Raw genomic sequence first — 25,587 nt, forward strand, 5'->3', positions numbered from 1 at the left:
CCGCAATGCTCAGTGCCGATGCGCGGGCGGAGCTTCGATTGTGCAACAAGACAGAAAGCCAGGTCGGCGTCGCCATCGGATATCGCGAACAGGCCGATTGGGTCACGGAAGGGTGGTGGAACCTCCCCGCCAACAGCTGCGAGACCATCGTGCCGGGTCCGCTCGTTTCCCGCTATTATTACATCTACGCGGTTGATTACGATCAGTTCGGCGAATGGGGCGGACGCGCATATATGTGTACACGCGAAAAAGAATTTACCATTCAAGGCATTGAGGACTGCGTCGCTCGCGGGTATGAACGGACCGGATTTTTCGAAATAGATACCGGCGAACAGGCGAGCTGGACGGTTCAGTTGACCGAGCCGGTGCAAGAGGGGACAGGCGGACGATGAGGCGTAACAGGCGGGTCAAAATTCTGGCAACTCTCGGCCCGTCATCATCCGATCCCGAAACGATTGAAAAGCTTCATCGCGCCGGTGCCGACGTTTTCCGCATAAATATGAGCCATACCGACCACGCGTTGCTCAACACGCTGGTCGAGCGTATTCGTGCGGTCGAAGCGAGCGTCGGACGGCCGATCGGCATTCTCGCGGATCTGCAGGGGCCGAAGCTGCGTGTGGGCACTTTTGCCGATGGCCCGGTGATGCTGGAAAAGGGCGCCCGTTTCGTGCTCGATTCCGATCCCGCCCCCGGCGATGTCACCCGCGTTCACCTGCCGCACCGGGAGATCCTGCAGGCGCTGAAACCCGGCCACCGCCTTCTCCTTGACGACGGCAAGATCCGCCTTCTGGTGCGCGAGGCTTCCGAAACCAGCGCAGATTGCGTGGTCGACGTCGGTGGCAAGCTTTCCAACAAGAAGGGCGTCAGCGTGCCGGATACGGAAATTCCGGTCGGCGCGCTAACCAACAAGGACCGCAAGGACCTTGACGCCGCGCTTGCGGCGAATGTCGACTGGATCGCCCTTTCCTTCATCCAGCGCCCGGACGACCTGGCCGACGTGCGCAAGGTCACGCGCGGGCGTGCCGGCGTCATGGCGAAGATCGAAAAGCCGCAGGCCATCGAACGCCTGCCCGAGATCCTGGAGCTTTCCGATGCGTTGATGGTCGCGCGCGGCGACCTTGGCGTGGAAATGCCGCTCGAGCGCGTGCCCGGCCTGCAAAAGCAGATCACGCGCGCTGCGCGCCGTGCGGGCAAGCCTGTCGTCGTTGCGACGCAGATGCTGGAGTCCATGATCAATGCGCCCGTGCCGACGCGCGCGGAAGTGTCCGACGTCGCGACAGCGGTTTACGAAGGTGCCGATGCCGTCATGCTTTCCGCGGAATCGGCGGCTGGAGATTATCCGGTGGAGGCGGTGGAGACGATGGACCGCATCGCCCAGGAGGTCGAGCAGGATCCGAACTACCGCATGATCATCCACGCGCAGCGGCCCGAGCCGGAACCGACGGGGGCCGACGCCATTTCCGCCGCTGCCCGCCAGATCGCCGAAACGCTGAGCCTGGCGGCGGTCGTCTGCTACACGTCGTCAGGCGCCACTGGCCTGCGTGCCTCGCGTGAGCGTCCTTCGGTGCCTGTCATCGCGCTGTCGCCCGTCGTTAGCACCGCGCGGCGCCTGTCGCTCGCCTGGGGGCTGCATTGCGTCGTCAGCGATGACGCCAAGAGCGAGGACGACATGGTGGATCGTGCCTGCCGGATTTCGTTCAGCGAAAGTTTCGCAAAGCCCGGCCAGCGCATCATCATTACGGCGGGCGTGCCCTTCGGCACCCCCGGCTCCACGAACATGCTGCGCATCGCCTTCGTCGGCAGCGACGGACGCGGGGGTATCTAGAGCGCTTGTCCTGAAAGCGCTCAGGTATCCGAACAAATCCGCGCATACCATTTCAGTCTTACTTATGAGTCCGTGACCTAGCCTTAGGGAAGTTTCGTGCGTTTTTGCTTCATCGCCGCAGTATCGGCATTCCCGGGTGTGTTAGACACTTCTGCACTCAACCAGCTGCGCACCGCCTGGATATTTGCATTCCCGGCAGCCGCTTGCGGATAGACGAAGTGATAACCAAGACCGGGGAGATCCGGCCCGAAGGGTTGTGTGAGTAAGCCGCTTCTAAGGTCATCGGAGACCAGCACATTACTCAGCAGCGCGATCCCTTGGCCGGCGATCGCGGCCTGGATGACGTGGCTATCGTCGGTGAGGACTGCTCCGCCGCGCGTGTCGATGTCCGTAACGCCGGCAAGGTCGCACCATCTCCGCCAGGAAGGCGTGAACTCATCCTGCTTGCGCCATTCCGAGTGAAGTAGCGTTTGATGTTTAAGGTCCGCCAACTCGCGAATTCCAAGACGTGGATTGCATATTGGCGCAAAGCGTTCTTCGAACAATGGTTCCGAAACGAGCTCTGCAAAGGGTGCACGGCCATAGCGGATAGCACAGTCCGCCGCTCCGGCGTGAAGATCAACCACGCTCTCGCTAGGGTGTATGCGCAAAGTGATGTCGGGATTTTTGTCACCGAACCGCTTAATTCGCGGCACCAGCCATTTGGCCGCGAAAGCCGTCGTCGAGGTAAGGGTAACAGCTCTTTGGCTTCTATTCCGCTTGGCGCGCCCCACAGCCTCTGCCATTGACGAGAACGCATCGCGGAACACCGGAAACATCATCACGCCAGTTTCCGTCAGCGCGACCTTGCGCGGTTGTCGTTCAAATAGCTTCGAACCGATGGTTTCTTCCAGTAGCCGGATCTGATGGCTGATCGCCGTCGGCGTCACGCCGAGCTCGTCTGCGGCGCGTTTGAAGCTGAGGTGGCGGGCAGCGGCTTCGAAGGCGCGCAGCGATGCAAGGGGAGGGAGTGGTGGCATAGCTGAATCCTGTTCATCACCCCCGTGAGGAATTCGATTTTGATCAAGGAAAATGACCAGGCTATCTCTTCTATCGACAACGGCGCCGGTTGTCGACGGATGATTGAGAATCAAGCTCAATCGCGAAAGCGAATGACGGAGAGAGCCCGTGACGACTCTATTGCATATCGATTCCAGCGCCCGTTCCGGGGGCTCCGACGAACATCGCTTCGGATCGCACAGCCGGCGTCTGACGCGACGTTTTTTGAACAATTGGCAAACGGTTCGCCCCGGAGACAGGGTGATTTACCGCGATGTTGGCGCCAATCCTCCCAAGCCGGTGACGGGCGAATGGATTCATGCCGCCTTCACCAAGCCGGAGGAACGTGAAGACTGGATGGATGAGGTGCTCGCCGAAAGTGATGCGCTTGTCGATGAACTCTTGAAAGCCGACATCATCGTAGCCGGCGTGCCGATGTACAACTTCGGACCGCCTGCACAATTCAAGGCCTATATCGACAACATCGTCCGCGTCGGCCGTACCTTCGGCTTCGACCGCGGCCGCGCAGGCGCACCTTACTGGCCAATGGTTCCGGTGGGAAAAAAACTCGTCATCCTGTCGTCGCGCGGCGATTACGGCTACAACCCCGGCGAGCGCCTTGAAGACCAAAATCACGTCGAGCCGAGCGTTAAGACACCTTTTGCCTACATTGGCATCACGGACGTTCATTCGCTTGCGACTGAATATGACGAGTTTGCGGATGAACGTCTGCAGGCTTCGATCGGATCAGCCGAACAGGGTGTGGATGCCCTGGTTCGCAAGCTGACTGCCTCTCTATCCGAAGGGCAAGCCGCCTAAGCGTGTTTGTTTGATCCTGCGCTTTGATGGCGCTTTATTCTCCCTGGCTTGAAAGGATGCGCTATAGGCGAGGTTCTTCATGGCAGGGCCACAAAGCATGCCCTCTGGCGGTCCTGACCCTAGCGACAGAAGGTGGTCCGTCGAGCAATACAGAATAGTCAGGAGAAGCCTGAGAACGTCGGCCGAGCACTACCGGAGCGGGGCGTAATCGAAATCGCTCCGGCGAATCGTTTTCCGCCAGACCGGTAGACGGTTGTCCATTTCTTGTTCGACCTAGAGCATATCCCGCGAAATCTAAGTCGGATTTCGCGGACCAAGGATGTGCTCAAAATATTGATATTGCGTCGATTTCGAGAAAACCGCCCTACGTTAACCTTACGGAATTCTCCGTGAAATTTCGGTTCCGCGCCGCTCCCGCGTGACTATCTTGCGCATGACCGTGCGGATCGCGTCCACGACTTCGCCCGTATGCGCGTGATGGGGCATGTGCCCCGTGCCTTCCAGCACGCGCAACTCCGCGTTCGGCAGGTCGCGGGCAAGGCCTTGCGAGTGGATGCTCGGATAAACGACGGAATCCGCATCTCCGGTGATGATGACGGCCGGCTGGCCGATCTCGGGATATTTTTCCGCCACCGCGCTGACATGGTCGTGGAGTGCGGCAACATCCTCTGCGTTCGCCTGAAAGTTCGCCGGGCGGAACAGCAGGGGAAGCTCGATTTCCCCGGCATAGTCGCGCGGCATGGGGTTTGGCGAGAAAATGCTGCGGATGGCGTATGGCGCGACCTGCTCGGCGATCGGCAGGGTCAGGGTCTTTGTGAAAATCGCCCCGATTACGGGCGTTGCCGCCAGTGTGTAATACCAGTTTATGCCACCGCCACCCCACGGGTGGGTGGCCGGCGCGACGAAGACAAGGCCCTGCACCACGTTCTTGTGGTCAAGACCGAGTTCGGCCACGACCGAGGCGCCCCAGGAATGGCCGACGGCAACCGTAGGGCCAAGGTCGAGCGTGGCGAGCAGTCCGGCGATCAGCTCCGCCTGTCGGTCGGGAGAATGGCCGTTCGGCCCGCGCTCTGAAAACCCGTGGCCCGGACGATCTATGAAGATGGAACGAATGTCGGTTTCGAACGCCCGCCCGAAAGCGAGCAGGGGATCGAGAAGATTACCGCTTGCGCCGTGAATAAACACAACTGCCGGGCCACCCGCCTTCCAGCCGGGCGGCTGCCGGTCGACAAAATGAAGGCGAACGCCGTCAATTGTCTGAAACTGGCCTGCGGGCCGGTGGGCGGTTTCGATCTGGCGCCGGCGGTATTCGGTGTAGATCGCGCTCAGGCCAAGCGCGAGAAACAGACACGCGAATGTGGCATAGGCAAAAAATTTCATCGAATTATCCCGGCTTCAGGCGGCATGACACGCCTGGAGGACGAAAGACTTGAATAATAGGGTTCAGATCGCTTCGCCGGCGGTCTCCGCCTCAAGGTCCTCTACCGCCTTACGCGCATTGGCGCTCATCGGATTAAGCTCGAGAACCTTTTTGAAGGTCGCAAGCGCCTCTTCTTTCTTGTCGAGCCGGCGCAGGATGATGCCAAGACCCGATATCGCGCCCCAGTGGCGCGGCTCCAGTGCGAGCACGCGTTCGATGTCGGTAAGCGAGCGGCCGAAATTCTCCTGCAGATAATAAACCGTCGCCCGGCGGTTCCAGCCTTCGGCATACTCCGGCTCAAGCCGCGTCACGGTGTCCAGCAGGTCCAGCGCGAGGCCGTATTCTTCCGCCTTCATCGCTGCGGCGGAGCGCGCCATGAGAAGATCGACCGTCGGGCTTCCTGATTTGAGCCACAGGCGCTGGATTTGCGCGGCGATGCGATTAGCCTCGCCTTCTTTTTCGGCTGCCTTCAACTCCGTGAAAAGCTTGTCGAGTTCCTGGGCGAGCTTGTCTTCTCCCTCCACCGCGGGCGCGGGTACGTCGATCGCGTCGTCTTCGGGGGCGGGAGGAAGGTCTTCCAGCGAAGGCGGGGAGAATTCAGGCGGCACCGTTTGCGCCGGCGCAAGGCCGGCGGCGAGGGAAAAACCGGTGGTGGCTGCCAGTAGAAACACAAAATACCGCATACGGGAATTATGTGTCCCCGCGTGCGGCGGTCAAGCGGGCGTTTGCCCGGTCAAGAAGTCTTGAAAGCGTCGTGTCCCGGCGTTCCTGCCTGTTCATGCAAGCCGGCCGGGATTGAGGGCGGCGGGACATGGCGTCAGCCACAGGTGTCCCGCAAGCCTCAGCCCTGGCGGGCTTTGAAACGCGGGTTCTTCTTGTTGATGATGTAGACCCGGCCCTTGCGGCGAACCATGCGGTTGTCGCGATGACGGGTCATCAGCGCCTTGAGCGAATTCTTGATCTTCATCGTTCCATTCCCCGATGCGGGCATTTCCTGATGGCTTGCGCGTCGGCGCCTGCCGGCCTGTCGTTACAAAAAACAGGCGCCGAAGCGCCTGAAGCGTCCCGTCCGATGGCATGTTCGCGCTGGCGCATGGCGCGGCGGCGGCGATGTCCCGGCCCGGAGACGGGAAGGCGAACCCGCGGCCGAAGCCGGAACAGGATCACCGAAGATGGTGGGCGTGACAGGGATTGAACCTGTGACCCCTACGATGTCAACGTAGTGCTCTCCCGCTGAGCTACACGCCCGAAACTCGTTCGGAAAGCGGCGTTTGCGCCGCAGTGGCAAGCGATATAACGGGGATCGTCCCCGGGCGCAAGCCCTTCGCTCCAAATCTTGCCCGCCCTGAAAAGGCGAACCGCCAGCCGGTGGAAAACCGGCTGGCGTGAAGCGCTGCTGCCGTTCAGGCGGCCAGCATACGCTCCACTTCCTGCACGAGGTCGCGCAGGTGAAAAGGCTTGGAAAGCACCTTTGCGTCCTTGGGTGCATTGGAATCCGGATTGAGCGCCACGGCCGCGAAACCGGTGATGAACATGACCTTGAGGTCCGGATCGAGCTGGGTAGCGCGTCGCGCAAGCTCGATGCCGTCCATCTCCGGCATGACAATATCGGTCAGGAGCAGTGTAAACGGCTCCTCGCGCAAACGCTCGTAAGCGCTCTTGCCATTGTCGAAGGACACGACATCGTAGCCTGCCTTCTGCAATGCCTTGGCCAGGAACCGGCGCATGTCGTTGTCGTCTTCCGCCAGTAGGATTCGAGACATCCTCAGTTTCCGTAATCCGTTTTATTGCTGGGAGCGGGCACGCGTCCGCTTGGCTCCCTGTGTCGACCGTTATAAGGCTGCGCCGCGGTAAACATCCAGTGAAACGATGTGTTATCCCGCTTTCCGCCATACGAATCATCCAACCTTGTGGACATTGGGCGACAACACCGGGCAAAATCCGGTTTAATCTGGTTATGCGGCACGAAGCGTGAAGGGCAGGGGCGGCGCAGGATGAAAGTGGTCAACGGCTTTGAGGACAGTCCGGCGTTTGATGTTCTCACCCCGACCCGGCGGCATCTGCCTTTCGTGTTCAATTCGCCCCATTCCGGCCGCAGCTACCCGTCGAGCTTCATAAGTTCCTCCCGGCTCGATGCGGCCTCAATCCGCCGCTCGGAAGACGCTTACGTGGACGAACTCTTCGAATGGGTGGTCTCCCTTGGCGCGCCGATGATCAGGGCTCATTTCCCGCGCGCTTACCTGGACGTTAATCGCGAACCCTACGAGCTGGATCCGAAGATGTTCGAGGAAAGGCTGCCGCCTTACGCCAATGTGCGCTCCATCCGGGTGGCGGGCGGCCTCGGCACGATCGCGCGCATCGTCGGCGAATCGCAGGAGATCTATCGCAAGCGCCTGCCGGTGAACGAGGCGATCTCGCGCATCGAATCGATCTACAAGCCCTATCATCGCACGTTGCGCCGCCTGCTTGCCGAAACGCATGTCTCCTTCGGATATGCGGTCCTGGTCGACTGTCACTCCATGCCTTCTACCATCCGAAACCCGGATGGCGGGCCACGGCCCGATTTCATCCTCGGAGACCGCTACGGCACGAGCTGTTCTCCGGTCCTCGTCGAAGCGGCGATGGAAAGCCTGAGGGCCATGGGTTACACGGTCAGCCGGAACAAGCCCTACGCGGGCGGTTTCATTACCGAGCATTACGGCCGGCCCGCAAAAGCGCTTCACGCGCTGCAGCTTGAAATCAACCGCGCTCTCTACATGGATGAAGCCAGCCTCAAGCCGCACGATGGTTTCACCGCGCTTTCAAGGGATCTGCACAGCTTCGTCAGGGATCTGACGGAGATCGGCGGAAACATATTCGAAGCCGGCGCCATCGCCGCAGAATAGCCCAAGCCAAAAAAAAGGCCGCACTCTTGCGAGGCGGCCGGAGTCTAGGGAGGAAACGCCCAAGGAGGGCGGCGCTCAGACGCGGAAGCGTCATATCGCGCTGCAATAAATTCGCACCGCACCGCACAATAGTCAAGCCGAAACTGTCCAATGTCGAAGCTCGTGTCAAATATACCACGGCTTCCTGCGCGTTTGGCAACACTGCGGGACGCTTTTTGACGGCAGGGCCTGTAATCGCCTGCGGCCATGATTGTATTTTGGCCGATGCCTGTTTATCAAACCCGCAGACGCCGCCTTGCCTCAACAGCGCTGAGCCCGTGACGACCGCAATGCATGACCTTGCCGCCTTTTTCGACGATCTGGCCGATGCGGCGGCATCGGCCATCATGCCGCATTTCCGGGCCTCCGTTGCGGTTGAGAACAAACTTTCCGTCGGTTTCGATCCGGTGACAGTGGCTGATCGGGAGGGTGAAAAGGCAATTCGCGAACTCATCCATTCGCGCTTTCCGGACCATGGAATCCTGGGCGAGGAACATGGCGATCATCAGCTCGACGCCAATAATGTCTGGGTGCTCGACCCGATAGACGGTACGCGGGCGTTTATCGCCGGTCTGCCGACCTGGGGAACGCTCATAGGCCTTTGCGAGGGCGGGCGTCCCAGCCACGGCATGATGGTTCAGCCCTATGTCGGCGAACGGTTCTACGGCGATGGAAAATCGGCGCATCTCACGACGCGGTCCGGAAGGTCGCCCATCGCGACAAGAGCCTGCGCGCGGCTTGAAGACGCCTTGATGTGCACCACGGATCCCTATCTCTTCACCCCGCAGGAGCGCCCGGTCTATGAAGAGGTTGAAAGGTCGGCTCGCAATACGCGCTACGGAACGGACTGCTACGGCTATGCCATGCTGGCCGCCGGCCAGGTCGACCTTGTGATCGAATCGGGCCTCAATGCCTATGATATCGTCGCCCTCATTCCGATCGTCGAAGGGGCGGGCGGCGTCGTCACCACCTGGACGGGCGGTTCGGCGAAGGATGGCGGGCGCATCGTCGCAAGCGGCGACAAGCGCCTGCATGAGGCGGTCCTCGCCCGGCTTTCGCGGATCTGATCTCTAGAGCGCTTTCCACGAAAGCGGAACCGCTTTCGTGACAAGAAATCGCTCAAATTTCAATGTCTTGAGCATATCCCTGTCGCGAAATCCGACTCGAATTTCGCGGGATATGCTCTAGGCGTTGGAAAAAAACGCGTCCATGGCCTCAAGCGCCTGGTCGCGGTAGAAATCGCTTTCCATCAAAAGTTCGTGGCGAGCGCCGGGAATCTCCAGATACCGGGCGGAGCGTGTGCGTTTCGCCAGTTGTTCAATCGCCCTTGTCGAGACGATCCGGTCGTTGCCGGCGCCTATCATCAGCACGGCCAAGCGCATTGACGGGCCGAAATCGGCTGATGCGAATTGTTTCATCGCGCGGCTAGCGGCCGCAAGCCAGTCGACCGTCGGCGCGCCGATTTCAAGATGCGGCGCCGCGTCGAGGATCCGGTGCATGCGCTCGTATCGCCGTTCGTCGTGGCTCAGCCAGTTTCCTTCGAAAGGCTGGCGAATGGTATCCGACCCGCCGGGCACGTAGGCCGTGCCGAAGCCGAGGCCCGACAACGCATGCGCCAGCGGAGAGACGATCGCCGGCGGCCAGCCGATCCGGCCGAGGCCGATAAGCGGGGACGTCAGCACCGCCCGCTCGAGGCGCGTCGCCAGCCGCTCCGTCCCGTGCAGGATGATCGCCCCGCCGGTCGAATGGGCGAGCGCGAAATGCGGGCCGGGCAGGTTGGCGAGCGTGACGTTGGTCAGCATCGTGTCGAGGTCGGTCAGGTAGTCGGAAAAGTCATCCACATGACCCCGGCGCGGGTTGTTCAAAAGCCGCTCGGACCCGCCTTGCCCGCGCCAGTCGAAAGTGACGACCGCATAGCCGCGCGAGCGCAGGTCATTGACCGTTTCGAAATATTTCTCGATGAATTCCGCACGCCCCTGCAGCAGCGTGATCGTGCCCTTGAGCGGGCTCGCCGTGGCGCGCCAGTAAGCGAACCTCAGCCTGATGCCGTCGGGCGTTGTCACGTAGCCGGCGCTCGTACCCTCCGGCTGCGGATTGCCGGGAAGGTCGACAAGCTGTGTTGCGGAATCCAGCATCTGATTGCGCCAAGCAGGGAAGGTATCGTGCCCGTTGATAGACGAGCGGGCGCGGCGCGGCAAGCTTGTGCTTAACCTGCTTTCCCGGCCCCGGCGGGGGAGGAATTGCCGCCGTGGCCGGGATGACAGCGCCGATTTCCCGCTTTCGGGTTCAGCGCCAGCCGCCGTGACCCTGCCAGCCGCCGTGGCCATACCAGCCATCGTGACCGTGCCGGCCCCAGCCGCCGCGATGGCGGCGGATGATCTGCCGGTCGAGGATGTCGCCGTCATGGGCGCTGACGACAAGGCGCACCAGGTTGCCGCGCCGGCCGACTGCGCGCACGATATAGACATCGCCGCGCGGGCGGATGTGGCGCACGTCCCGGAAGCCACGGCGGTGAAGTATGCGCTCCACGCGGCGCGGCCCGATGCGGTCGCGATACCCGTGGCGGTGCCGGTCGCCGCGCCAGTGAACCTGTTGCGCCTGTGCGGTGAAGCTTGCTTCGGCGGTTGCGGGCGCGGGCGTGAAACGCGCCTCGAACGCCTGTGTGCTGCCTGCGGAAATGAGCATGGCCAACCCCGCGGCGATGATGGTGATCTTCTTCATGATCGTTCTCCCGGTGATCGCATTCGAAATGCTGCCGGCGTGTCGTCCGGCCGATGAAAGGGAGATTGCATCGGGCGGCTTGAACCCAACCGGAAGGCGCTGTTCATCTGCCGTTCATACGCGCTGCAAGGCCCTTGTCAGGGGTCTTGAAATGCAAATTTTGGCTTACCACCTAATAGGACGCAGGCGCCTGGAAGGGTCTGCGACGACCGACTTTCCTTCGCCCGTTACAGGGGAAGGAAGATGACTTGGAAAAACCGATCATCAACCGAATGTCGCTCAAAGGAGGACATGACATGCGTCACTTTGATTTCAGCCCGCTTTATCGTTCGACCGTCGGCTTCGACCGTCTTTTTTCCATGCTCGACAGCGTGAACGGCGATGTGCCGAGCTATCCGCCCTATAACATCGAGCGGACGGGCGAGAACGCCTATCGGATCACCATGGCCGTTGCCGGCTTCTCGGAGAAGGATCTCTCCCTCGAAGCTAGGGAAGGCACGCTTCTGATCAAGGGCGAGCGCGCGCCTGAGGGTGAGGATCGCGAAATCCTTTACCGTGGCATCGCATCGCGCGCTTTCGAGCGTCGCTTCCAGCTCGCCGACTTCGTGGAAGTGAAGGGTGCAAGCCTCGAGAATGGCCTGCTGCACATCGATCTGGAGCGTGAGATTCCCGACGCCATGAAGCCGCGCAAGATAGAGATCGCCGCGGCCAAGGCGGATACTCGCCAGATTGAAGGCGAAGTGAACTAAAAACCGTATAGAGGAAGCGTGCCGGGCCTTCCGGCACGCATTTGTGCATCGGGCGGCCTCCGGCTGGAGGTCGCCTTTTTATTTCAAAGAAGCGCCAGAAACGCCTCGACCTCGTCTTCGCTAGTGCGGAAGCTCGTCACCATGCGGGCAAGCGTCTCATTGGCTGAAAGGGTCTTCGACGGCCATTCGTGCATCACCACGCCGGCGGATTTCAGTTGGGCGAATTTTTCGTGGCTGAATATCGGGAAAACCTCGTTCGCCTGTGGAGCCCAGGCAATGCGCCCGTTTCGGCTTGCGTGGATGCCGTCGGCAAGCCGTGCCGCCATGGCGTTGGCGTGGCGGGCGAGATCGAGCCAGTTGCCGCCTTCGAAATACCCCTCGAACTGGGCGGCGGCGAAGCGGCTTTTGGAAAGAAGCTGTCCGCCGCGCTTGCGCAGGTAGGCAAAATCCTTCGCATCTTCCGGATTGAAGAAGACGACAGCCTCGGCGCACCAGCATCCGTTCTTGGTCGCGCCGAACGACAGGACATCGACACCCGCCCGCCACGTCATCTCGGCAGGCGCCACGTCAAGATGGACAAGAGCGTTCGCAAAGCGCGCGCCATCCATGTGGAGCGGCAGGCCGCGTGTTTGCGCAACCTCCTTGATCGCGTGGATTTCCTCAAGGCTGTAGACCGTCCCCGCTTCCGTTGCCTGGGCGATCGTCACCGCGGCGGGCTGGCCGTGGTGGACCACCCCTTCCGGTAGATTGTCGAGTGCCGCCTTCAGGCTTGCCGGCGAGAACTTGCCGTGAGGTCCATGCACCGCGACGAGCTTCATGCCGCCTGTAAAGAATTCCGGGGCATTGCATTCGTCGACGAGCACATGCGCTTCGTCGTGACAAAAGATCGTGCCGCCCGGCTTCGCGTATGCCGAAAGCGCGAGCGCATTGGCCGCCGTTCCGGTGGTCAAGAAAAAGACGGCCACCTCGCGTTCGAAAATCTCGGAAAACCGGTTCGAGATCGATTCGGTCAGTGGATCGCCGCCATAGGCCGGGGCCATTCCGGAATTGTGCCGCGTCAGCGCGGCCATCACCGCGTCGGACGCACCTGCCCAGTTGTCGCTTGCGAAAATCATGGGATTCACCGGTTAGTGAAGCTGGCGTTTCGGTATTGGGTTGGCGTTTCGCCCGTCAATAACGGTTCCGCCACCAACGGGCGAGCAGAAAATCCATCGATATCGCGCCTGCACCGCGCACCGTCAGCACCAGAAGCAGGAACCCCCACATCAGTCGCTGATCGGCGATGAGCCCGTCCGGCTTGCCGTCGAACAACGCGCCGATTGTTGCGGCGTCCAGATTGTGCCCCGTGATATCGACATAGGACATGACCACGATGAAGGCGATGAAGCCCAGGCTTGCCGCCCTCGTGAAAAGGCCGAGCACGATCATCACCGGCAGCAAGATTTCCGCCCAGGTGCCCAGGAGCACGATCAGCCCGTAGGGGAAGAATGCGATGGCGCTGGAATCGTAGCCGGCGGCCTCCATCATCTGGGGCAGGATCTGCACATAGGCGCCATCGGTTGGCTTCAGGAAGCCGAAAAGGCCGGGGCCCATCTTCGTCATCGCCGAGTTCCAGAAATAGACGAAAAGGACGCCGGCGAAAACGAAGCGCGCGGCAAGCCCGATGAGCCACCGGTCCGTCAATCGCTGGAGCGCGCCGAAAACCGCGGCATACAGGCGGACGAGCAGCGATATTAACGTGGTCATGGCAGTGACGTTCTCCGTCGTTGTTCAAGGATGGGACCGGTTGTGCGGCTTGTCGTTCAGCCGGGCGTGCGGATGTCCGAGAAGGCACCGGCGGCCAGCGCGGTCTGGAGGGCCGTCCCGAGGTCGAACTCCGCCGTCTTTTCTATAGCCAGGGCAGCCGCACCGCCAAGTGTATCTCCCCCGCAAAGCGCTTCCAGAAAGTCGGAAGCCCCTGGGGAAAGTCGCGAAAGCGTGACGTTCAGGGAAGGGCGCGTGACCAGCACACTCTCGCCGCCGGACGAAAGATCGGGCGGTTGCCCTTCTTCGCCGGTGCGGTTCGCCTTGAACAGCGTCAAGATCGGCCAGCGGGATGCCAAGATCCTCAAGGCCGGATGCGGCGTGAAGCGCACTTCGCCCAGGCTCGTTTCGGGAATGGCGGAAAGCCTCGCGGGGTCGAGCGGGGCGGCATCCGCCGCGTGATAGGCGGACAGCCAGGCGTGCTCCAGCCGCGCCACATCGCCAAGGTAGGGGTAGGCGGCAAGAGGGGGAAATGCGTCGAGAAAATCTCCGAACTCCGCGCCGTATTCTGCAAGAAGCGGGGAGGAAGGTTGATGCCGGCGGATGAACTCGCGCGCAAGCGCCGCGAAATATTCGTCGCCCAGAAGCTTTGCGATCGCGGGAAAGCTATCTTCCAGCGCAGCTGTCAGGCTGACGGTGACATTGTTGCGGTAGACGGCGAAGCGCTTGTTCGCGCGGCCCCCGCTCGGCGCCGTCACCCCGTCGGGCACGGCTGCGTCGGGCTGTGTGAGGGCGGCGGAAAATTCCGCCTGCAGATCAGGCAGTCGCGGCATGGGACGGCCCTTCGGCGTGGCTTGCCAGCATGCGTTCAGCCGCCGCGGCTTCCGCGGCGAGTTCCGTCCATTCAGGCACGTCATTGTCCCACTCGATCAGCGTGGGCAGCGCGCCGGTTCGTTGCAGGAGGCGGTCGTAAAGCCCCCAAACGGCGGTGTCGACCGCCCGGTCGTGGGCGTCGATCAGGAGGGGGCGGCCTTCATCGTCGATGTCGGGCGCGTGTCCGCCGAGGTGGATTTCGCCGACATGCTCGACCGGGAAGTCGTCGAGATAGGCCTCCGGCGAGGTTTCGTGATTAACCGCCGAAATATAGACGTTGTTGACGTCGAGCAGCAGCCCGCAGCCGGTGCGGCGCACGACCTCGCGCAGGAAATCCAGTTCGCTCATCGTGCTCTGCCTGAAAGCGACGTAGGTGGAGGGGTTTTCGAGCAGCATCCGCCTGCCGACCGTCACCTGTACCTCGTCGATATGATCGCACACGCGGGCAAGCGTTTCCCGGTCGTAGGGCACCGGCAGGAGGTCGTTGAAGTAGGACGTATCGTGCGTCGACCATGCCAGATGTTCGGAGAAAAGGCCCGGTTCGTAGCGTTGTTCGACGGCCTTCAGGCGGGCGAGGTGCTCCTTGTCGAGCGGCCCGTGCGAACCGATCGACAGGCCGACGCCGTGCAGCGACAGCGGATAACGCTCGCGAATCGCGGTCAGATAGGCATGCGGCGGACCGCCCGCGCCCATGTAGTTTTCGGCGTGAATCTCGAAGAAGCCGATGTCCGGCCCACCCTCCAGGATATCGCGGTAATGCGGTGCCTTGAGCCCGACCCCGGCCCGCGCCGGAATGTCTCTTGCGCAAAATCGCATGCTTTCTGCCTTGGCTCCGGTATCTCGTTCATCCTAGCGCAAAAGGCGCGGAAGTCCGCGCCTTTTGTCGTAATTCTGGTCCAGAACGGGGTTCAGCTGTCCTGCGGCAGGTCGCGGTCGAGCGGCTCCAGCGCGCCGACGCGGCCATCCGGAAGCTCGATGGAAGCGCAGGTGCCCTTCGGGACGAGCGTCCAGGCGTTGCCCTGGTAATCGACCGTCGAAGTGCCGGCGCAGCTCGTGCCCGGGCCAGCTGCGCAATCGTTCTGGCCCGCAAGCGACACGCCGTAGCATTTTTCCTTGCCGGCGGCCGATGCGGTCCCCGGGGCGGCGATGGAAGCGACGGCGGTCGCGACCGCACCGGCGACGATAGCGGCGGTGAGAGTCTTGTTGCTCATTCAGGTCTCCCGTTCATTCGGAATCGAGCGTTGGATGTGTCTTCATTCACAAATACCGCACCGAAAGGCATGAACACTTCCTCTCCGTCAACGGTTCTCTCAATGTGGGGATTTGGGCTGTAAAACGAAAATCAAAGCGATGTGACCTCCATGTCATCACGCCGTCGGCATCGCGTCTGACGAGGGTGGTTATTTTATTGCCGATCGCACGCTCACTTGCGACCGAATGTGACAATTCGTCCTCGCCTGACGCAAGAACTATATTATATTGCGTCACGAACCGGCTTGCCCCCGTTCGGGAAATCTGGCATTGTTCGGCCTCCAAGATAGGACAGGATTGCTGTCCTATATGAGTTTCGCGGCGCAACGCGAACGAATTCGGCGAGCGGAAACCGCAAGGCTGCGGTTGAATGCTCGACAGTTCGGCGTGATGGCCGCTTTCGGCCCGTCTGGCGGCGTTGCCGCGTATTCGGTCCGGGTGGCTTAGGCAGGCGCGGCTCACGCATGGTGAGTGCGTTCGCGAGCCGGGATGCGGCGTTTCGCCCGCATGAAGGAGAACGCGGCAGATATTATGCCGCGCGGCGGACGGTCCGGGAGGCAGGGCCGTTCCTACTCGACAGAGCCAGGGCCTTGTGCCGAGGTCGTCGAACGAGCCGTGTTCCCGGGGAGGGGCACGACCCGAACGAAGGACGACGGCAGGGTTCCGGCGAAGCCTCGAAGTACGGGCTCGAAAGTGAGGGCGCAATGAGCAGGATCGATACGACGACGCAAGCGGGTGGGTTTGACGGGCAGCGCAAGGACGCGCCCGCGAAAACGCGCGGCGTTGGCGAACGAACTGCAGAGGCGGTGCGCTGCGGGCTGTATAATCCCGCCAACGAGCATGACGCCTGCGGCGTCGGCTTCATTGCCCAGATGAAGGGCGTGAAGTCGCATGAGATCGTTTCCAACGGCCTCAAGATCCTTGAAAACCTGACGCACCGCGGCGCGGTCGGCGCAGACCCCCTGGTCGGCGACGGCGCGGGCATGCTGGCTCAGGTCCCGCATGATCTTTTTGTCGAGGAAGCGGCCGCCGCCGGGTTCTCGCTGCCCGGAGCCGGTGAATATGGCGTCGGCTTCATCTTCATGCCGCAGGACGATGCGCTGCGCGCGAAATGCGAGAAGATCGTCGAGCGCGTGATCGGCGAGGAGGGAGAGGAGTTCCTCGGCTGGCGCAGCGTTCCGGTCGACAATTCGTCGCTCTCCAAGGCGCCCGACATCGTTGCGACCGAGCCTGTGTCGCGCCAGGTCTTCATCGCCCGCAAGACGGCAGAAAGCGACGATACCTTCGAGCGCCGCCTCTTCGTGATCCGCAAGGTCATTTCCAATGCCGTTCGCGCCGAATCCGACGCGGTCAAGCACGGCTTCTACATCGCCTCGCTGTCGAGCCGGACGATCGTCTACAAGGGCATGTTCCTGGCCTATCAGCTCGGCGCTTACTACAAGGACCTGAAGGACGAGCGTTTCAAGTCCGCGCTCGCCCTCGTCCACCAGCGCTTTTCCACGAACACCTTCCCCTCGTGGGATCTGTCGCATCCTTACCGCATGGTCGCCCATAACGGCGAGATCAACACTCTGCGCGGCAACGTCAACTGGATGGCGGCGCGTCAGGCTTCCGTGTCCTCGCCGCTTTTCGGCGACGATATCGAGAAGCTCTGGCCGATTTCCTACGAAGGCCAGTCGGATACCGCATGCTTCGACAATGCGCTGGAATTCCTCGTCCAGGGCGGATACTCGCTTGCCCATGCGGCGATGATGCTGATCCCCGAAGCCTGGGCCGGCAACCAGCTCATGGACGAGAACACGTCTTCTTTCTATGAATATCACGCCGCCATCATGGAGCCTTGGGACGGGCCGGCGGCGGTCGCTTTCACCGACGGGCGCCAGATCGGCGCCACACTTGACAGGAACGGCCTTCGCCCGGCGCGCTATGTCGTGACGGACGACGATATCGTGGTGATGGCGTCGGAAGTCGGCGTGCTCGACATTCCGGAAGAAAAGATCGTCAGGAAGTGGCGCCTGCAGCCGGGCCGCATGCTGCTTCTCGATCTGGAAGAAGGCCGCATCATCTCCGACGACGAGATCAAGCGCCAGCTTTCGACCGCCTATCCCTACAAGGACTGGCTGCACCGTTCGCAGATCGTGCTGGAGGATATGCCGGCCGTGCGCCAGCGCGCACCGGTCGCGGGCGAAAGCTTGCTCGACCGTCAGCAGGCCTTCGGCTACACGCAGGAAGACATCAAGCTCCTGATGCAGCCGATGGCGACCGTCGGCCAGGAAGCCATCGGCTCCATGGGCACCGACACGCCGATTTCCGCGCTGTCGGACAAGTCGAAGCTGCTCTACACCTATTTCAAGCAGCGTTTCGCGCAGGTGACGAACCCTCCGATCGACCCGATCCGCGAAGAGCTCGTCATGAGCCTCGTCTCCTTCATCGGCCCGCGTCCGAACCTGCTCGACCTGGAAGGCACTTCCACGCACAAGCGCCTGGAAGTTCGCCAGCCGATCCTCACCAACGAGGATTTGGAGAAGATTCGCGCCATTGGCGATATCGCCGACAACCAGTTCTCCGCCAAGACGCTCGACATCACCTATTCGGCCGAGAAGGGCGCGGAAGGCATGGAGCCTGCGGTCAAGCTTCTGTGTCAGAACGCGGAAAAGGCAGTCCGCAACGGCTATAACATCATCATCCTGTCGGACCGGCTGATCAGCCGCGGGCGCATCGCCATTCCCGCGCTTCTCGCAACGGCTGCTGTCCACAATCACCTGATCCGCAAGGGGCTTCGCACCTCCGTCGGTCTCGTGGTGGAAACGGGCGAAGCGCGCGAGGTGCATCATTTCTGCGTGCTTGCCGGCTACGGCGCGGAGGCGATCAACCCCTATCTCGCCTTCGAGACGCTGCTTGCCATGCATCAGGAGATGGAATTCCCCGAAGAGGTCGACGACGAAGAGGTGGTGCGCCGCTACATCAAGTCGATCGACAAGGGCATATTGAAGGTGATGTCCAAGATGGGCATCTCCACCTATCAGTCCTATTGCGGCGCGCAGATCTTTGACGCCGTCGGGCTGTCCGCCGCGTTCGTCGAGAAATATTTCTTCGGCACGGACACGATGATCGAGGGGATCGGCCTCGACGCCGTCGCCGAGGAGACGGTGCGCCGTCACCGTGAGGCGTTCGAGGACGTTCCCGTCCTTCGCCGTTCCCTGGAAATCGGCGGTGAGTACAATTACCGCATCCGCGGCGAAAGCCATCTGTGGACGCCGGACAACATCGCCGCCCTTCAGCATGCGGTGCGCGGCAATCTTCCCGACACCTACCGCGAATTCGCGCGCCAGGTGAACGAGGAGCAGGGCCGTTACTCGATCCGCGGCCACTTCCGTATCAAGGGCGCCGATGAGCTGGGCACGAAACCGATATCGATCGACGAGGTCGAGCCCGCTGCCGAAATCGTCAAGCGGTTTTCCACCGGTGCCATGTCGTTCGGCTCCATCTCGCGCGAGGCGCATTCCACACTCGCGGTCGCGATGAACCGGATCGGCGGCAAGTCGAACACGGGCGAAGGCGGCGAGGAAGCCGAGCGCTACAAGCCCCTGCTCGACGGGTCGAGGAACCCGGAGCGTTCGGCGATCAAGCAGGTTGCTTCCGGCCGCTTCGGCGTAACGACGGATTATCTTGTCAATTCCGACATGATCCAGATCAAGGTTGCACAAGGCGCAAAGCCGGGCGAGGGCGGCCAGCTTCCGGGCCACAAGGTGGATGCCGTCATCGCCAAGGTGCGCCACTCGACGCCGGGTGTGGGCCTCATCTCGCCGCCGCCGCACCACGACATCTATTCGATCGAGGATCTGGCGCAGCTCATCTACGACCTGAAGAACGTCAACCCTGAAGCCGATATTTCGGTGAAGCTCGTCTCCGAGGTTGGTGTCGGCACGGTCGCGGCCGGCGTCGCCAAGGCGCGCGCCGACCACATCACCATCTCCGGTTATGACGGCGGCACGGGCGCTTCCCCGCTCACCTCCATCAAGCATGCCGGTTCGCCGTGGGAGATCGGCCTTGCCGAAACCCAGCAGACGCTGGTCCTCAACGGCCTTCGCTCGCGCATCGCGCTACAGGTCGACGGTGGTCTGCGCACCGGGCGTGACGTGATCGTCGGCGCCATGCTGGGCGCGGATGAATTCGGTTTCTCCACCGCGCCGCTCATCGCCGCCGGGTGCCTGATGATGCGCAAATGTCACCTGAACACCTGCCCGGTCGGCATCGCCACGCAGGACCCGGTCCTGCGCAAGCGCTTCAAGGGCCTGCCCGAGCATGTGGTCAACTACTTCTTCTTCGTCGCGGAGGAAGTGCGCGAGATCATGGCCTCGCTCGGCATCGCGAAGCTTGAAGATCTGGTCGGCCGCAGCGACTTCCTCGACAAGGAAGCAGCCCTTGAGCACTGGAAGGCGAGGGGGTTGGACTTTGCCCGCATCTTCTACCGGCCGGAAGCGAAGCCGGAGGAAGTGCGCTGGACGGAGCGCCAGAACCACCCGATCGACGATATTCTCGACCGCCGGCTGATCGAGGCGGCTCGCCCTGCGCTTGACGACAAGACGCCGGTCGTGATCGAGGAGACGATCGCCAATATCGACCGCTCGGTGGGCGCGATGCTCTCCGGCGAAGTTGCCAGGCGCTATGGCGGCAAGGGGCTGAAGGACGATACCATCGCCATCAGGCTCAAGGGCACGGCTGGCCAGAGCTTCGGCGCCTTTCTCGCCAGGGGCGTTTCGATCGATCTGCAGGGCGATGCCAACGACTATGTCGGCAAGGGCCTTGCGGGCGGGCGCATCGTCATTCGGCCTGCGGAAAACTCCGCCGCCGACCCGGATTATTCGATCATCGCCGGCAATACGATCCTTTACGGCGCGACCGAAGGCGAGTGCTACATCCGCGGCATCGCGGGCGAGCGTTTCGCGGTTCGCAATTCCGGCGCGATCGCCGTCGTCGAGGGCGTGGGCGATCACGGCTGCGAATATATGACGGGCGGCGTCGCCGTCGTGCTCGGCTGGACGGGGCGCAACTTCGCGGCCGGCATGTCCGGCGGCGTGGCCTATGTGCTCGATGAGGACGGCACGTTCCGCAATCGCTGCAACCTGGCGATGGTCGATATCGAGCCGGTGCCGGAAGAAGACGACCTGCTTGAGAAGCTGCATCACCACGGCGGCGATATCGAGCACAAGGGCCTTGTCGATCTCAACGCGGACATGACGCGCCATGACGACGAGCGTTTGCGCCAGCTCATCACCAATCACATCCACTACACCGGTTCCGCCTGGGCGAAGCACATCCTGGAGGACTGGGAAAGCTTCCGGCCGAAATTCGTGAAAGTGATGCCTGTCGAGTACCGCAAGGCGCTTCGCGAAATGGAAGAAAAGCGTCTCGGCATGGTTGCGGCGGAATAAGGGGATTTGGATTAATGGGTAAGGTCACCGGATTTCTCGAGATCGACCGGCAGGAACAGAAGTATCAGCCGGCGTCCGACCGCATCCGCCACTTTCGCGAGTTCACGCTGCCGCTGGCCGACAAGGACGTGGAGCGGCAGGCCGCGCGCTGCATGGACTGCGGCATTCCCTATTGCCACGGGCCCACGGGCTGCCCGGTTCACAACCAGATCCCGGACTGGAACGACCTCGTCTACAACGGCGACTGGGAACTGGCTGCGCGCAATCTCCATTCCACCAACAACTTCCCGGAGTTCACGGGCCGTATCTGCCCCGCTCCTTGTGAGGAAGCCTGCACGCTGAACCTTGAGGATGTGCCGGTCGCCATCAAGACGGTGGAACAGGCGATCGCCGACAAGGCCTGGGCGGAAGGCTGGATCAGGCCGGAGCCCGCGCGCGAGAAGACGGGCAAGACGGTGGCGATCATCGGCTCTGGCCCCGCCGGCATGGCGGCGGCCCAGCAGCTTGCCCGCGCGGGCCACGCCGTTCACGTTTATGAACGTGAGCCGAAGGCGGGCGGCCTGATGCGCTACGGCATCCCCGATTTCAAGATGGAAAAGCACTATATCGACAAGCGCGTGGAACAGATGGAAGGGGAAGGTGTCACCTTCCACTACAACGCGAATGTGGGTGTCGATATTTCCATCGACGAGCTGAAGGCCCGCCATGACGCGGTACTGATCACCGCGGGCGCCGAGCGCCCGCGCGATCCGGGCGTGCCGGGCAGGGAGCTTGAGGGCTGCCACTGGGCGATGCCCTTCCTCGTCCAGCAGAACCGCCGCGTCGGGGGCGAGGATGTCTCGCGCGAGGCGCCGCTCTGGGCGGGCGGCAAGCATGTCGTGGTGATCGGCGGCGGCGATACGGCGTCGGATTGCATCGGCACCTCTTTCCGCCAGGGCGCGCTTTCCGTCACCCAGCTCGACATCCGGCCGATCCCGCCGCTGAAAGAGGACAAGCTCAACGTCTGGCCCTATTGGCCGACGAAGTTCCGCACCTCGTCGTCCCAGGCCGAAGGGGCCGAGCGCGAGTTTTCCGCGGCCACGCTTGAGATAGTCGGCGAGGATGGTCACGTGACCGGCGTGAAATGCGCCCGTGTCGACGAAAAGCGCGTGCCGATCGAGGGGACGGAGTTTATCCTGCGCGCAGATCTGGTTCTTCTGGCGATCGGCTTTTCCGGCCCGGAACTGAACACCTACATGAAGGAGATGGGCGAGGAACTGAAGCAGGATCAGCGCACCAACATTCTCGCCAATACCGAGGATTACAAGACCTCGGTCGACAAGGTCTTCGCAGCCGGTGACGTGCGCCGGGGCCAGTCGCTCGTCGTCTGGGCGATCCGCGAAGGGCGCCAGGCCGCCCGCTCCATCGACATTTATCTCACCGGCAGTTCAAACCTGCCGCGCTGACCGGGAAATCGGATGAAACGAAAAAGCCGGGGTCATGCGCCCCGGCTTTTTTCTGCTGGTTCGTTCGCCGCTGTCTTGCGCGATTATGCCCCGATGCGTGCCAGGCCTTCGCGAGCGATCTCATTACCGGAATCGATGGAAATCGCCCGGTTGTAGTTGCGCCGCGCGTCACTCATCTGGCCGAGCGCTTCGAGCGCCACACCCCGGTTCGCCCAGGCGATCGCCGAGCGCTTGTCCCGGTTGACGGCGTCGGACAGGTCGGAAAGCGCCGCATTCGGGTCGTTCACGGCAAGATAGGAGATGCCGCGCGCGGTATAGGGTTCGGCCGCATTCGGGTCGAGGCCGATTGCGGTGGCGAAATCCTCGATCGCCTGTTCGTGACGGCCTTGGGTCTGGTAGATCAGCCCGCGCGCGTGGTAGGCGCGCGCATCGCCGGAATCGGCCCTTATCGCGGCGTCGAAATCGGCAAGTGCCGCCGGATATTGCTGAAGCTGGCTGTAGGTGTTGCCGCGCCCGACAAGCGCCACCTGGTAATCGGGCTTGATGCGAAGCGCGCGGGTATAGTCCTGGATCGCGCCCTGCAGGTCGCCGCTCCGGCGCAGCACCAGCGCCCGGTTGGCATAGGCCTGGTAGGAATATGGGTCGATATCGAGCGCCTTGTTGAAGTCTTCGATAGCCTCGCGGTAGCGTCCGGCCCGCCCATAAGCCACACCGCGCGTGTTATAGGCGGCTGCATCGTTCGGGCTGGATTCGATCACCGACGTCAGGGAGGCGATGTTTGCCGCAGACCCGGCCGAACGGTCGATGTCCGCACTGCTTCCGAGATCGGCCGTCTGGCAGGCGGACAGCAGTAACGCCAGGGAAAGGGCGAAAACGGTCTTTTTACCGCAAGCGGGCGTCCGGAGAGTGGCAGTCATTCGGGCGGCTCCAGGCGTCGGAAACTCTTCGGAAAATACAAACTTTGAAACGGACCTGCCATACGCAAACGGACCAGCCGGCATGCCGGTGGTCCGCTCGTGATTTCATGTGCGGGAAAAAGTCCCTGTCCGGTGGGGCCGGATGTCAGCGGCGGGCCTTGCCGGCCAGCAGGCCTTCGCGCTGGGCGCGCTTACGGGCAAGCTTGCGGGCGCGGCGGATGGCCTCGGCCTTTTCGCGCGCCTTTTTCTCCGAAGGCTTCTCGTAGTGCCCGCGAAGCTTCATTTCGCGGAAGATGCCCTCACGCTGCATCTTTTTCTTCAGCGCCTTCAGCGCCTGATCGACGTTGTTGTCGCGAACCAGAACCTGCACGCGTTTTATCCCATCCTCGTGGCATTGGGCGTCCTCGCCCGAATGCGCATGAACCACCGGTTTGTCATTCTTCAGAAGCGGGTGTCAGGCATCTGCCTGAAAGCTGCCTTCAACCGCCTGACGTTTCGGTCAGGTGCCAGTGTCCGGCGACAACGAGCCGACCGCCGCTTTCACGTCGCTCGATGGGGAATGGTTAGTATCAGACCGCCCGTATCTTGTCCACTGCAAAGCCGGTATTTTCGGCTTGATTCCGGGCGAATATCCTTCTCACGATCCGCTTTCTTCGCCAGACCGCGAATAGATAAAGAAATGGCCTGCAATGTTTCCGGTTTCGTCCTTCTATTTGCCCAATCATATCAATTGTGACGGGCAGAAATCATTGATGGAGCGAATCGACGCCGCGCCCTGGCGGTCCGACCTGAGGCGCCGTGTGCAGCATTACGGTTATCGCTATGACTACAAGGCGCGGCGGGTGACGCGGGACAGCTACCTCGGCCCCTTGCCGGACTGGCTCACGCCGCTTTGCGAAAGGCTTGCGAACGATGGCCATTTCGCGACACCGCCCGATCAGGTGATCGTCAACGAGTATCTGCCGGGACAGGGCATCGCGCCGCATGTCGACTGCGAACCCTGTTTCGGCGAAACCGTCGCTTCCCTCAGCCTTGGGTCCGGCTGCGTGATGGACTTCACAAACGTCGAGACGGGTGAGGCGCTCTCGCATTATCTCGAACCACGCAGCCTGCTGGTGCTTTCCGGTGAAGCGCGCTACCGCTGGCGGCACGCCATTGCCTCCAGGAAGAGCGACCCCGGCCCAAATGGACGGGTCGCGCGCGGGCGACGTGTTTCCCTTACGTTCCGCACGGTCCTGCTTGAGTGACCGGTAACTTGCGTTACGGTCCTTCCCGATCCGCTTTCGCCTGAAAATATTCTTTGCGGGTCCCTTGCACGGGTCTTACAGGCGGCAGGTCACATCCCCATATGCCCCCGGATCGTTTTAGCGCGGTGAGGAAATGACCGACTATCTGCTTTTGCTCCTTGGTTTTGCGCTGCTCGTGGCCGGCGGCGAACTTCTAGTTCGCGGGGCTGCCGGCACCGCGGAACGGCTTGGCATGTCGCCGCTCCTGATTGGCCTCACGCTGGTCGGTTTCGGCACATCAATGCCCGAGCTGGTGACGAGCGTGCAAGCGTCGCTATCGGGCTCTCCCGGCATCGCGGTCGGCAATATCGTCGGCTCCAATATCGCCAACATCCTGCTGATCCTCGGCGTTTCGACGCTCATCATGCCGCTTGCGGTAAAGCGCAAGGCGCTGGTGCGCGATGGCGGCCTTGTGCTGGTTACCGCCGCGCTTTTTGTGGGAGTCGGCTTTTTCCTGCCGCTGGACAGGCTTGTCGGCACGGTGTTTCTGCTCGGCCTTGCCGGCTACCTTTACTACGCCTACTCGCAGGAAAAGGCGGACGCCCCGCTGGGTCATACAGCGGCGTTCGAGAAGGTTGAGGCGCATGATGAAGTCCTCGCCGCCGGAGCAGGCCGTACCGCTGCTGAAGCCGGTGGAGATCGAAGCGGCGCGGTGGCCGTCATTCTGCCGCTCGCGATGGCACTTGTCGGCCTTGCTGTCATTGTAGCGGGCGGCAAGCTTCTCGTGGATGCCGCGAGCGCGATTGCCCGCGGCGCGGGTATCTCCGAAACGGTGATCGGCCTGACCGTCGTCGCGGTTGGAACGTCGTTGCCGGAGCTGGTCACATCCGTCGTCGCGGCTTTGCGCCGGCATGGCGACGTGGCGCTGGGTAACGTGCTCGGCTCCAACATCTACAACATCCTCGGCATCGGCGGCGTTACGGCGTTGATCGCACCGACCACAATTCCCGCCGAAATCGCGCGTTTCGACAATCCGGTGATGTTGGGCGTCTCGCTGCTCCTGCTGATCGTGGCTTATACCGGGCGCCGCATTGCGCGCATTGAAGGCGCGTTCATGCTTGCCGCCTACGGGCTTTATCTCTTCGCCGTCTGGCCGGTTTAATGTTTGTTCGCACTTTCGAACATTCGCCGAAGTGATCGG

General features: G+C 62.1%; 24 protein-coding genes and 1 tRNA gene. 10 read left to right on the forward strand and 15 right to left on the reverse strand.

The window, feature by feature from the left end; translation table 11 throughout:
- The first annotated feature begins 5 nt into the window (after positions 1 to 5).
- A complete protein-coding gene (locus HPQ64_RS06420; protein ID WP_246270567.1) occupies positions 6 to 392 on the forward strand; it encodes a DUF1036 domain-containing protein in 387 nt (128 codons plus the stop codon).
- Positions 389 to 1,825, forward strand: a complete 1,437-nt coding sequence (pyk, locus tag HPQ64_RS06425) for a pyruvate kinase (RefSeq protein WP_172887490.1) — start codon at positions 389 to 391, stop codon at positions 1,823 to 1,825. The genes HPQ64_RS06420 and pyk overlap by 4 nt, the downstream gene beginning before the upstream one ends.
- An 83-nt stretch (positions 1,826 to 1,908) precedes the next feature.
- Here pyk and gcvA read toward each other — a convergent pair whose 3' ends face one another.
- Positions 1,909 to 2,964 carry a transcriptional regulator GcvA gene (gene gcvA / locus HPQ64_RS06430; protein ID WP_210260113.1) on the reverse strand — a complete coding sequence of 352 codons (1,056 nt, stop codon included), beginning with the start codon at positions 2,962 to 2,964 and terminating at the stop codon, positions 1,909 to 1,911.
- Positions 2,965 to 2,992: 28 nt separating this feature from the next.
- On the opposite strand from gcvA, the gene HPQ64_RS06435 reads away from it, so the two are divergent.
- Positions 2,993 to 3,682, forward strand: coding sequence for an NAD(P)H-dependent oxidoreductase (locus tag HPQ64_RS06435; RefSeq protein ID WP_172887491.1), 690 nt, complete (start codon positions 2,993 to 2,995; stop codon positions 3,680 to 3,682).
- A 375-nt stretch (positions 3,683 to 4,057) separates the two neighbouring features.
- Here the strand turns inward: HPQ64_RS06435 and HPQ64_RS06440 are convergent, their stop codons facing one another.
- From HPQ64_RS06440 to cpdR, 5 genes are all read right to left on the reverse strand, one after another.
- Positions 4,058 to 5,062 carry an alpha/beta fold hydrolase gene (locus tag HPQ64_RS06440; protein WP_172887492.1) on the reverse strand — a complete coding sequence of 335 codons (1,005 nt, stop codon included), beginning with the start codon at positions 5,060 to 5,062 and terminating at the stop codon, positions 4,058 to 4,060.
- Positions 5,063 to 5,125: 63 nt separating this feature from the next.
- Positions 5,126 to 5,785 carry a tetratricopeptide repeat protein gene (locus HPQ64_RS06445; protein ID WP_172887493.1) on the reverse strand — a complete coding sequence of 220 codons (660 nt, stop codon included), beginning with the start codon at positions 5,783 to 5,785 and terminating at the stop codon, positions 5,126 to 5,128.
- A gap of 158 nt (positions 5,786 to 5,943) precedes the next feature.
- Entirely contained in the window at positions 5,944 to 6,069 is a 126-nt protein-coding gene (gene ykgO / locus HPQ64_RS06450) for a type B 50S ribosomal protein L36 (protein WP_006932207.1), read from the reverse strand.
- A gap of 206 nt (positions 6,070 to 6,275) precedes the next feature.
- A tRNA-Val gene (locus tag HPQ64_RS06455) sits at positions 6,276 to 6,350 on the reverse strand.
- A 155-nt stretch (positions 6,351 to 6,505) separates the two neighbouring features.
- Positions 6,506 to 6,865, reverse strand: coding sequence for a cell cycle two-component system response regulator CpdR (gene cpdR, locus HPQ64_RS06460; protein ID WP_160775519.1), 360 nt, complete (start codon positions 6,863 to 6,865; stop codon positions 6,506 to 6,508).
- A gap of 231 nt (positions 6,866 to 7,096) precedes the next feature.
- Between cpdR and HPQ64_RS06465 the strand changes: the two genes are divergently transcribed.
- Positions 7,097 to 7,987, forward strand: a complete 891-nt coding sequence (locus HPQ64_RS06465; RefSeq protein ID WP_172887494.1) for an N-formylglutamate amidohydrolase — start codon at positions 7,097 to 7,099, stop codon at positions 7,985 to 7,987.
- A gap of 329 nt (positions 7,988 to 8,316) precedes the next feature.
- Positions 8,317 to 9,093: a histidinol-phosphatase gene (hisN, locus tag HPQ64_RS06470; protein WP_172888546.1), complete on the forward strand. Its 777-nt coding sequence runs from the start codon at positions 8,317 to 8,319 to the stop codon at positions 9,091 to 9,093.
- A 117-nt stretch (positions 9,094 to 9,210) separates the two neighbouring features.
- Here hisN and HPQ64_RS06475 read toward each other — a convergent pair whose 3' ends face one another.
- Together HPQ64_RS06475 and HPQ64_RS06480 are read right to left on the reverse strand one after the other, a co-directional pair.
- The gene (locus tag HPQ64_RS06475; protein ID WP_172887495.1) at positions 9,211 to 10,161 is read right to left on the reverse strand and encodes an alpha/beta fold hydrolase; all 951 of its coding nucleotides are present in this window, start codon (positions 10,159 to 10,161) and stop codon (positions 9,211 to 9,213) included.
- 151 nt (positions 10,162 to 10,312) lie between these two features.
- Positions 10,313 to 10,747: a hypothetical protein gene (locus tag HPQ64_RS06480; protein ID WP_172887496.1), complete on the reverse strand. Its 435-nt coding sequence runs from the start codon at positions 10,745 to 10,747 to the stop codon at positions 10,313 to 10,315.
- A gap of 296 nt (positions 10,748 to 11,043) precedes the next feature.
- Between HPQ64_RS06480 and HPQ64_RS06485 the strand changes: the two genes are divergently transcribed.
- Entirely contained in the window at positions 11,044 to 11,496 is a 453-nt protein-coding gene (locus HPQ64_RS06485) for an Hsp20 family protein (RefSeq protein ID WP_172887497.1), read from the forward strand.
- Positions 11,497 to 11,579: 83 nt separating this feature from the next.
- Here the strand turns inward: HPQ64_RS06485 and HPQ64_RS06490 are convergent, their stop codons facing one another.
- The 5 genes from HPQ64_RS06490 to HPQ64_RS06510 form a co-directional block, all read right to left on the reverse strand.
- Positions 11,580 to 12,611, reverse strand: coding sequence for a threonine aldolase family protein (locus HPQ64_RS06490; protein ID WP_172887498.1), 1,032 nt, complete (start codon positions 12,609 to 12,611; stop codon positions 11,580 to 11,582).
- Between the two features lie 55 nt (positions 12,612 to 12,666).
- Complete coding sequence (locus HPQ64_RS06495) at positions 12,667 to 13,242, reverse strand: DoxX family protein (RefSeq protein WP_172887499.1); 576 nt, start codon at positions 13,240 to 13,242, stop codon at positions 12,667 to 12,669.
- 56 nt (positions 13,243 to 13,298) lie between these two features.
- Positions 13,299 to 14,072: an HvfC/BufC N-terminal domain-containing protein gene (locus tag HPQ64_RS06500; protein ID WP_172887500.1), complete on the reverse strand. Its 774-nt coding sequence runs from the start codon at positions 14,070 to 14,072 to the stop codon at positions 13,299 to 13,301.
- Entirely contained in the window at positions 14,056 to 14,928 is an 873-nt protein-coding gene (gene bufB, locus HPQ64_RS06505; RefSeq protein ID WP_172887501.1) for an MNIO family bufferin maturase, read from the reverse strand. The genes HPQ64_RS06500 and bufB overlap by 17 nt, the downstream gene beginning before the upstream one ends.
- Before the next feature lie 92 nt (positions 14,929 to 15,020).
- Entirely contained in the window at positions 15,021 to 15,323 is a 303-nt protein-coding gene (locus HPQ64_RS06510) for a BufA1 family periplasmic bufferin-type metallophore (RefSeq protein WP_172887502.1), read from the reverse strand.
- A gap of 744 nt (positions 15,324 to 16,067) precedes the next feature.
- On the opposite strand from HPQ64_RS06510, the gene gltB reads away from it, so the two are divergent.
- The gene (gene gltB / locus HPQ64_RS06515; RefSeq protein ID WP_172887503.1) at positions 16,068 to 20,798 is read left to right on the forward strand and encodes a glutamate synthase large subunit; all 4,731 of its coding nucleotides are present in this window, start codon (positions 16,068 to 16,070) and stop codon (positions 20,796 to 20,798) included.
- Between the two features lie 14 nt (positions 20,799 to 20,812).
- Complete coding sequence (locus HPQ64_RS06520; RefSeq protein WP_172887504.1) at positions 20,813 to 22,243, forward strand: glutamate synthase subunit beta; 1,431 nt, start codon at positions 20,813 to 20,815, stop codon at positions 22,241 to 22,243.
- Positions 22,244 to 22,326: 83 nt separating this feature from the next.
- Here HPQ64_RS06520 and HPQ64_RS06525 read toward each other — a convergent pair whose 3' ends face one another.
- A complete protein-coding gene (locus HPQ64_RS06525) occupies positions 22,327 to 23,160 on the reverse strand; it encodes a tetratricopeptide repeat protein (RefSeq protein WP_172887505.1) in 834 nt (277 codons plus the stop codon).
- Positions 23,161 to 23,305: 145 nt separating this feature from the next.
- Entirely contained in the window at positions 23,306 to 23,530 is a 225-nt protein-coding gene (gene rpsU, locus HPQ64_RS06530) for a 30S ribosomal protein S21 (RefSeq protein WP_160775531.1), read from the reverse strand.
- Positions 23,531 to 23,912: 382 nt separating this feature from the next.
- Here rpsU and HPQ64_RS06535 point away from each other — a divergent pair, with 382 nt between their 5' ends.
- Both HPQ64_RS06535 and HPQ64_RS06540 read left to right on the forward strand, forming a co-directional pair.
- On the forward strand, positions 23,913 to 24,407 hold the full coding sequence (locus tag HPQ64_RS06535; protein WP_246270336.1) for an alpha-ketoglutarate-dependent dioxygenase AlkB: 495 nt from the start codon (positions 23,913 to 23,915) through the stop codon (positions 24,405 to 24,407).
- 133 nt (positions 24,408 to 24,540) lie between these two features.
- Positions 24,541 to 25,548, forward strand: coding sequence for a calcium/sodium antiporter (locus HPQ64_RS06540; protein ID WP_172887507.1), 1,008 nt, complete (start codon positions 24,541 to 24,543; stop codon positions 25,546 to 25,548).
- The last annotated feature ends 39 nt before the right edge of the window (positions 25,549 to 25,587 follow it).

The organism is Hongsoonwoonella zoysiae, assembly GCF_013266695.1.
Taxonomy (GTDB): domain Bacteria; phylum Pseudomonadota; class Alphaproteobacteria; order Rhizobiales; family Stappiaceae; genus Hongsoonwoonella; species Hongsoonwoonella zoysiae.

What these genes read in the sequence shown, in the direction of transcription:
- HPQ64_RS06420 (WP_246270567.1), top strand. Translation starts at nt 6, where the DNA reads ATGCTCAGTGCCGATGCGCGGGCGGAGCTTCGATTGTGCAACAAGACA.
- pyk (WP_172887490.1), top strand. Translation starts at nt 389, where the DNA reads ATGAGGCGTAACAGGCGGGTCAAAATTCTGGCAACTCTCGGCCCGTCA.
- HPQ64_RS06440 (WP_172887492.1), bottom strand. Translation starts at nt 5,062, where the DNA reads ATGAAATTTTTTGCCTATGCCACATTCGCGTGTCTGTTTCTCGCGCTT.
- HPQ64_RS06445 (WP_172887493.1), bottom strand. Translation starts at nt 5,785, where the DNA reads ATGCGGTATTTTGTGTTTCTACTGGCAGCCACCACCGGTTTTTCCCTC.
- ykgO (WP_006932207.1), bottom strand. Translation starts at nt 6,069, where the DNA reads ATGAAGATCAAGAATTCGCTCAAGGCGCTGATGACCCGTCATCGCGAC.
- cpdR (WP_160775519.1), bottom strand. Translation starts at nt 6,865, where the DNA reads ATGTCTCGAATCCTACTGGCGGAAGACGACAACGACATGCGCCGGTTC.
- HPQ64_RS06465 (WP_172887494.1), top strand. Translation starts at nt 7,097, where the DNA reads ATGAAAGTGGTCAACGGCTTTGAGGACAGTCCGGCGTTTGATGTTCTC.
- hisN (WP_172888546.1), top strand. Translation starts at nt 8,317, where the DNA reads ATGCATGACCTTGCCGCCTTTTTCGACGATCTGGCCGATGCGGCGGCA.
- HPQ64_RS06475 (WP_172887495.1), bottom strand. Translation starts at nt 10,161, where the DNA reads ATGCTGGATTCCGCAACACAGCTTGTCGACCTTCCCGGCAATCCGCAG.
- HPQ64_RS06480 (WP_172887496.1), bottom strand. Translation starts at nt 10,747, where the DNA reads ATGAAGAAGATCACCATCATCGCCGCGGGGTTGGCCATGCTCATTTCC.
- HPQ64_RS06485 (WP_172887497.1), top strand. Translation starts at nt 11,044, where the DNA reads ATGCGTCACTTTGATTTCAGCCCGCTTTATCGTTCGACCGTCGGCTTC.
- HPQ64_RS06490 (WP_172887498.1), bottom strand. Translation starts at nt 12,611, where the DNA reads ATGATTTTCGCAAGCGACAACTGGGCAGGTGCGTCCGACGCGGTGATG.
- HPQ64_RS06495 (WP_172887499.1), bottom strand. Translation starts at nt 13,242, where the DNA reads ATGACCACGTTAATATCGCTGCTCGTCCGCCTGTATGCCGCGGTTTTC.
- HPQ64_RS06500 (WP_172887500.1), bottom strand. Translation starts at nt 14,072, where the DNA reads ATGCCGCGACTGCCTGATCTGCAGGCGGAATTTTCCGCCGCCCTCACA.
- bufB (WP_172887501.1), bottom strand. Translation starts at nt 14,928, where the DNA reads ATGCGATTTTGCGCAAGAGACATTCCGGCGCGGGCCGGGGTCGGGCTC.
- HPQ64_RS06510 (WP_172887502.1), bottom strand. Translation starts at nt 15,323, where the DNA reads ATGAGCAACAAGACTCTCACCGCCGCTATCGTCGCCGGTGCGGTCGCG.
- gltB (WP_172887503.1), top strand. Translation starts at nt 16,068, where the DNA reads ATGAGCAGGATCGATACGACGACGCAAGCGGGTGGGTTTGACGGGCAG.
- HPQ64_RS06520 (WP_172887504.1), top strand. Translation starts at nt 20,813, where the DNA reads ATGGGTAAGGTCACCGGATTTCTCGAGATCGACCGGCAGGAACAGAAG.
- HPQ64_RS06525 (WP_172887505.1), bottom strand. Translation starts at nt 23,160, where the DNA reads ATGACTGCCACTCTCCGGACGCCCGCTTGCGGTAAAAAGACCGTTTTC.
- HPQ64_RS06535 (WP_246270336.1), top strand. Translation starts at nt 23,913, where the DNA reads ATGGAGCGAATCGACGCCGCGCCCTGGCGGTCCGACCTGAGGCGCCGT.
- HPQ64_RS06540 (WP_172887507.1), top strand. Translation starts at nt 24,541, where the DNA reads ATGACCGACTATCTGCTTTTGCTCCTTGGTTTTGCGCTGCTCGTGGCC.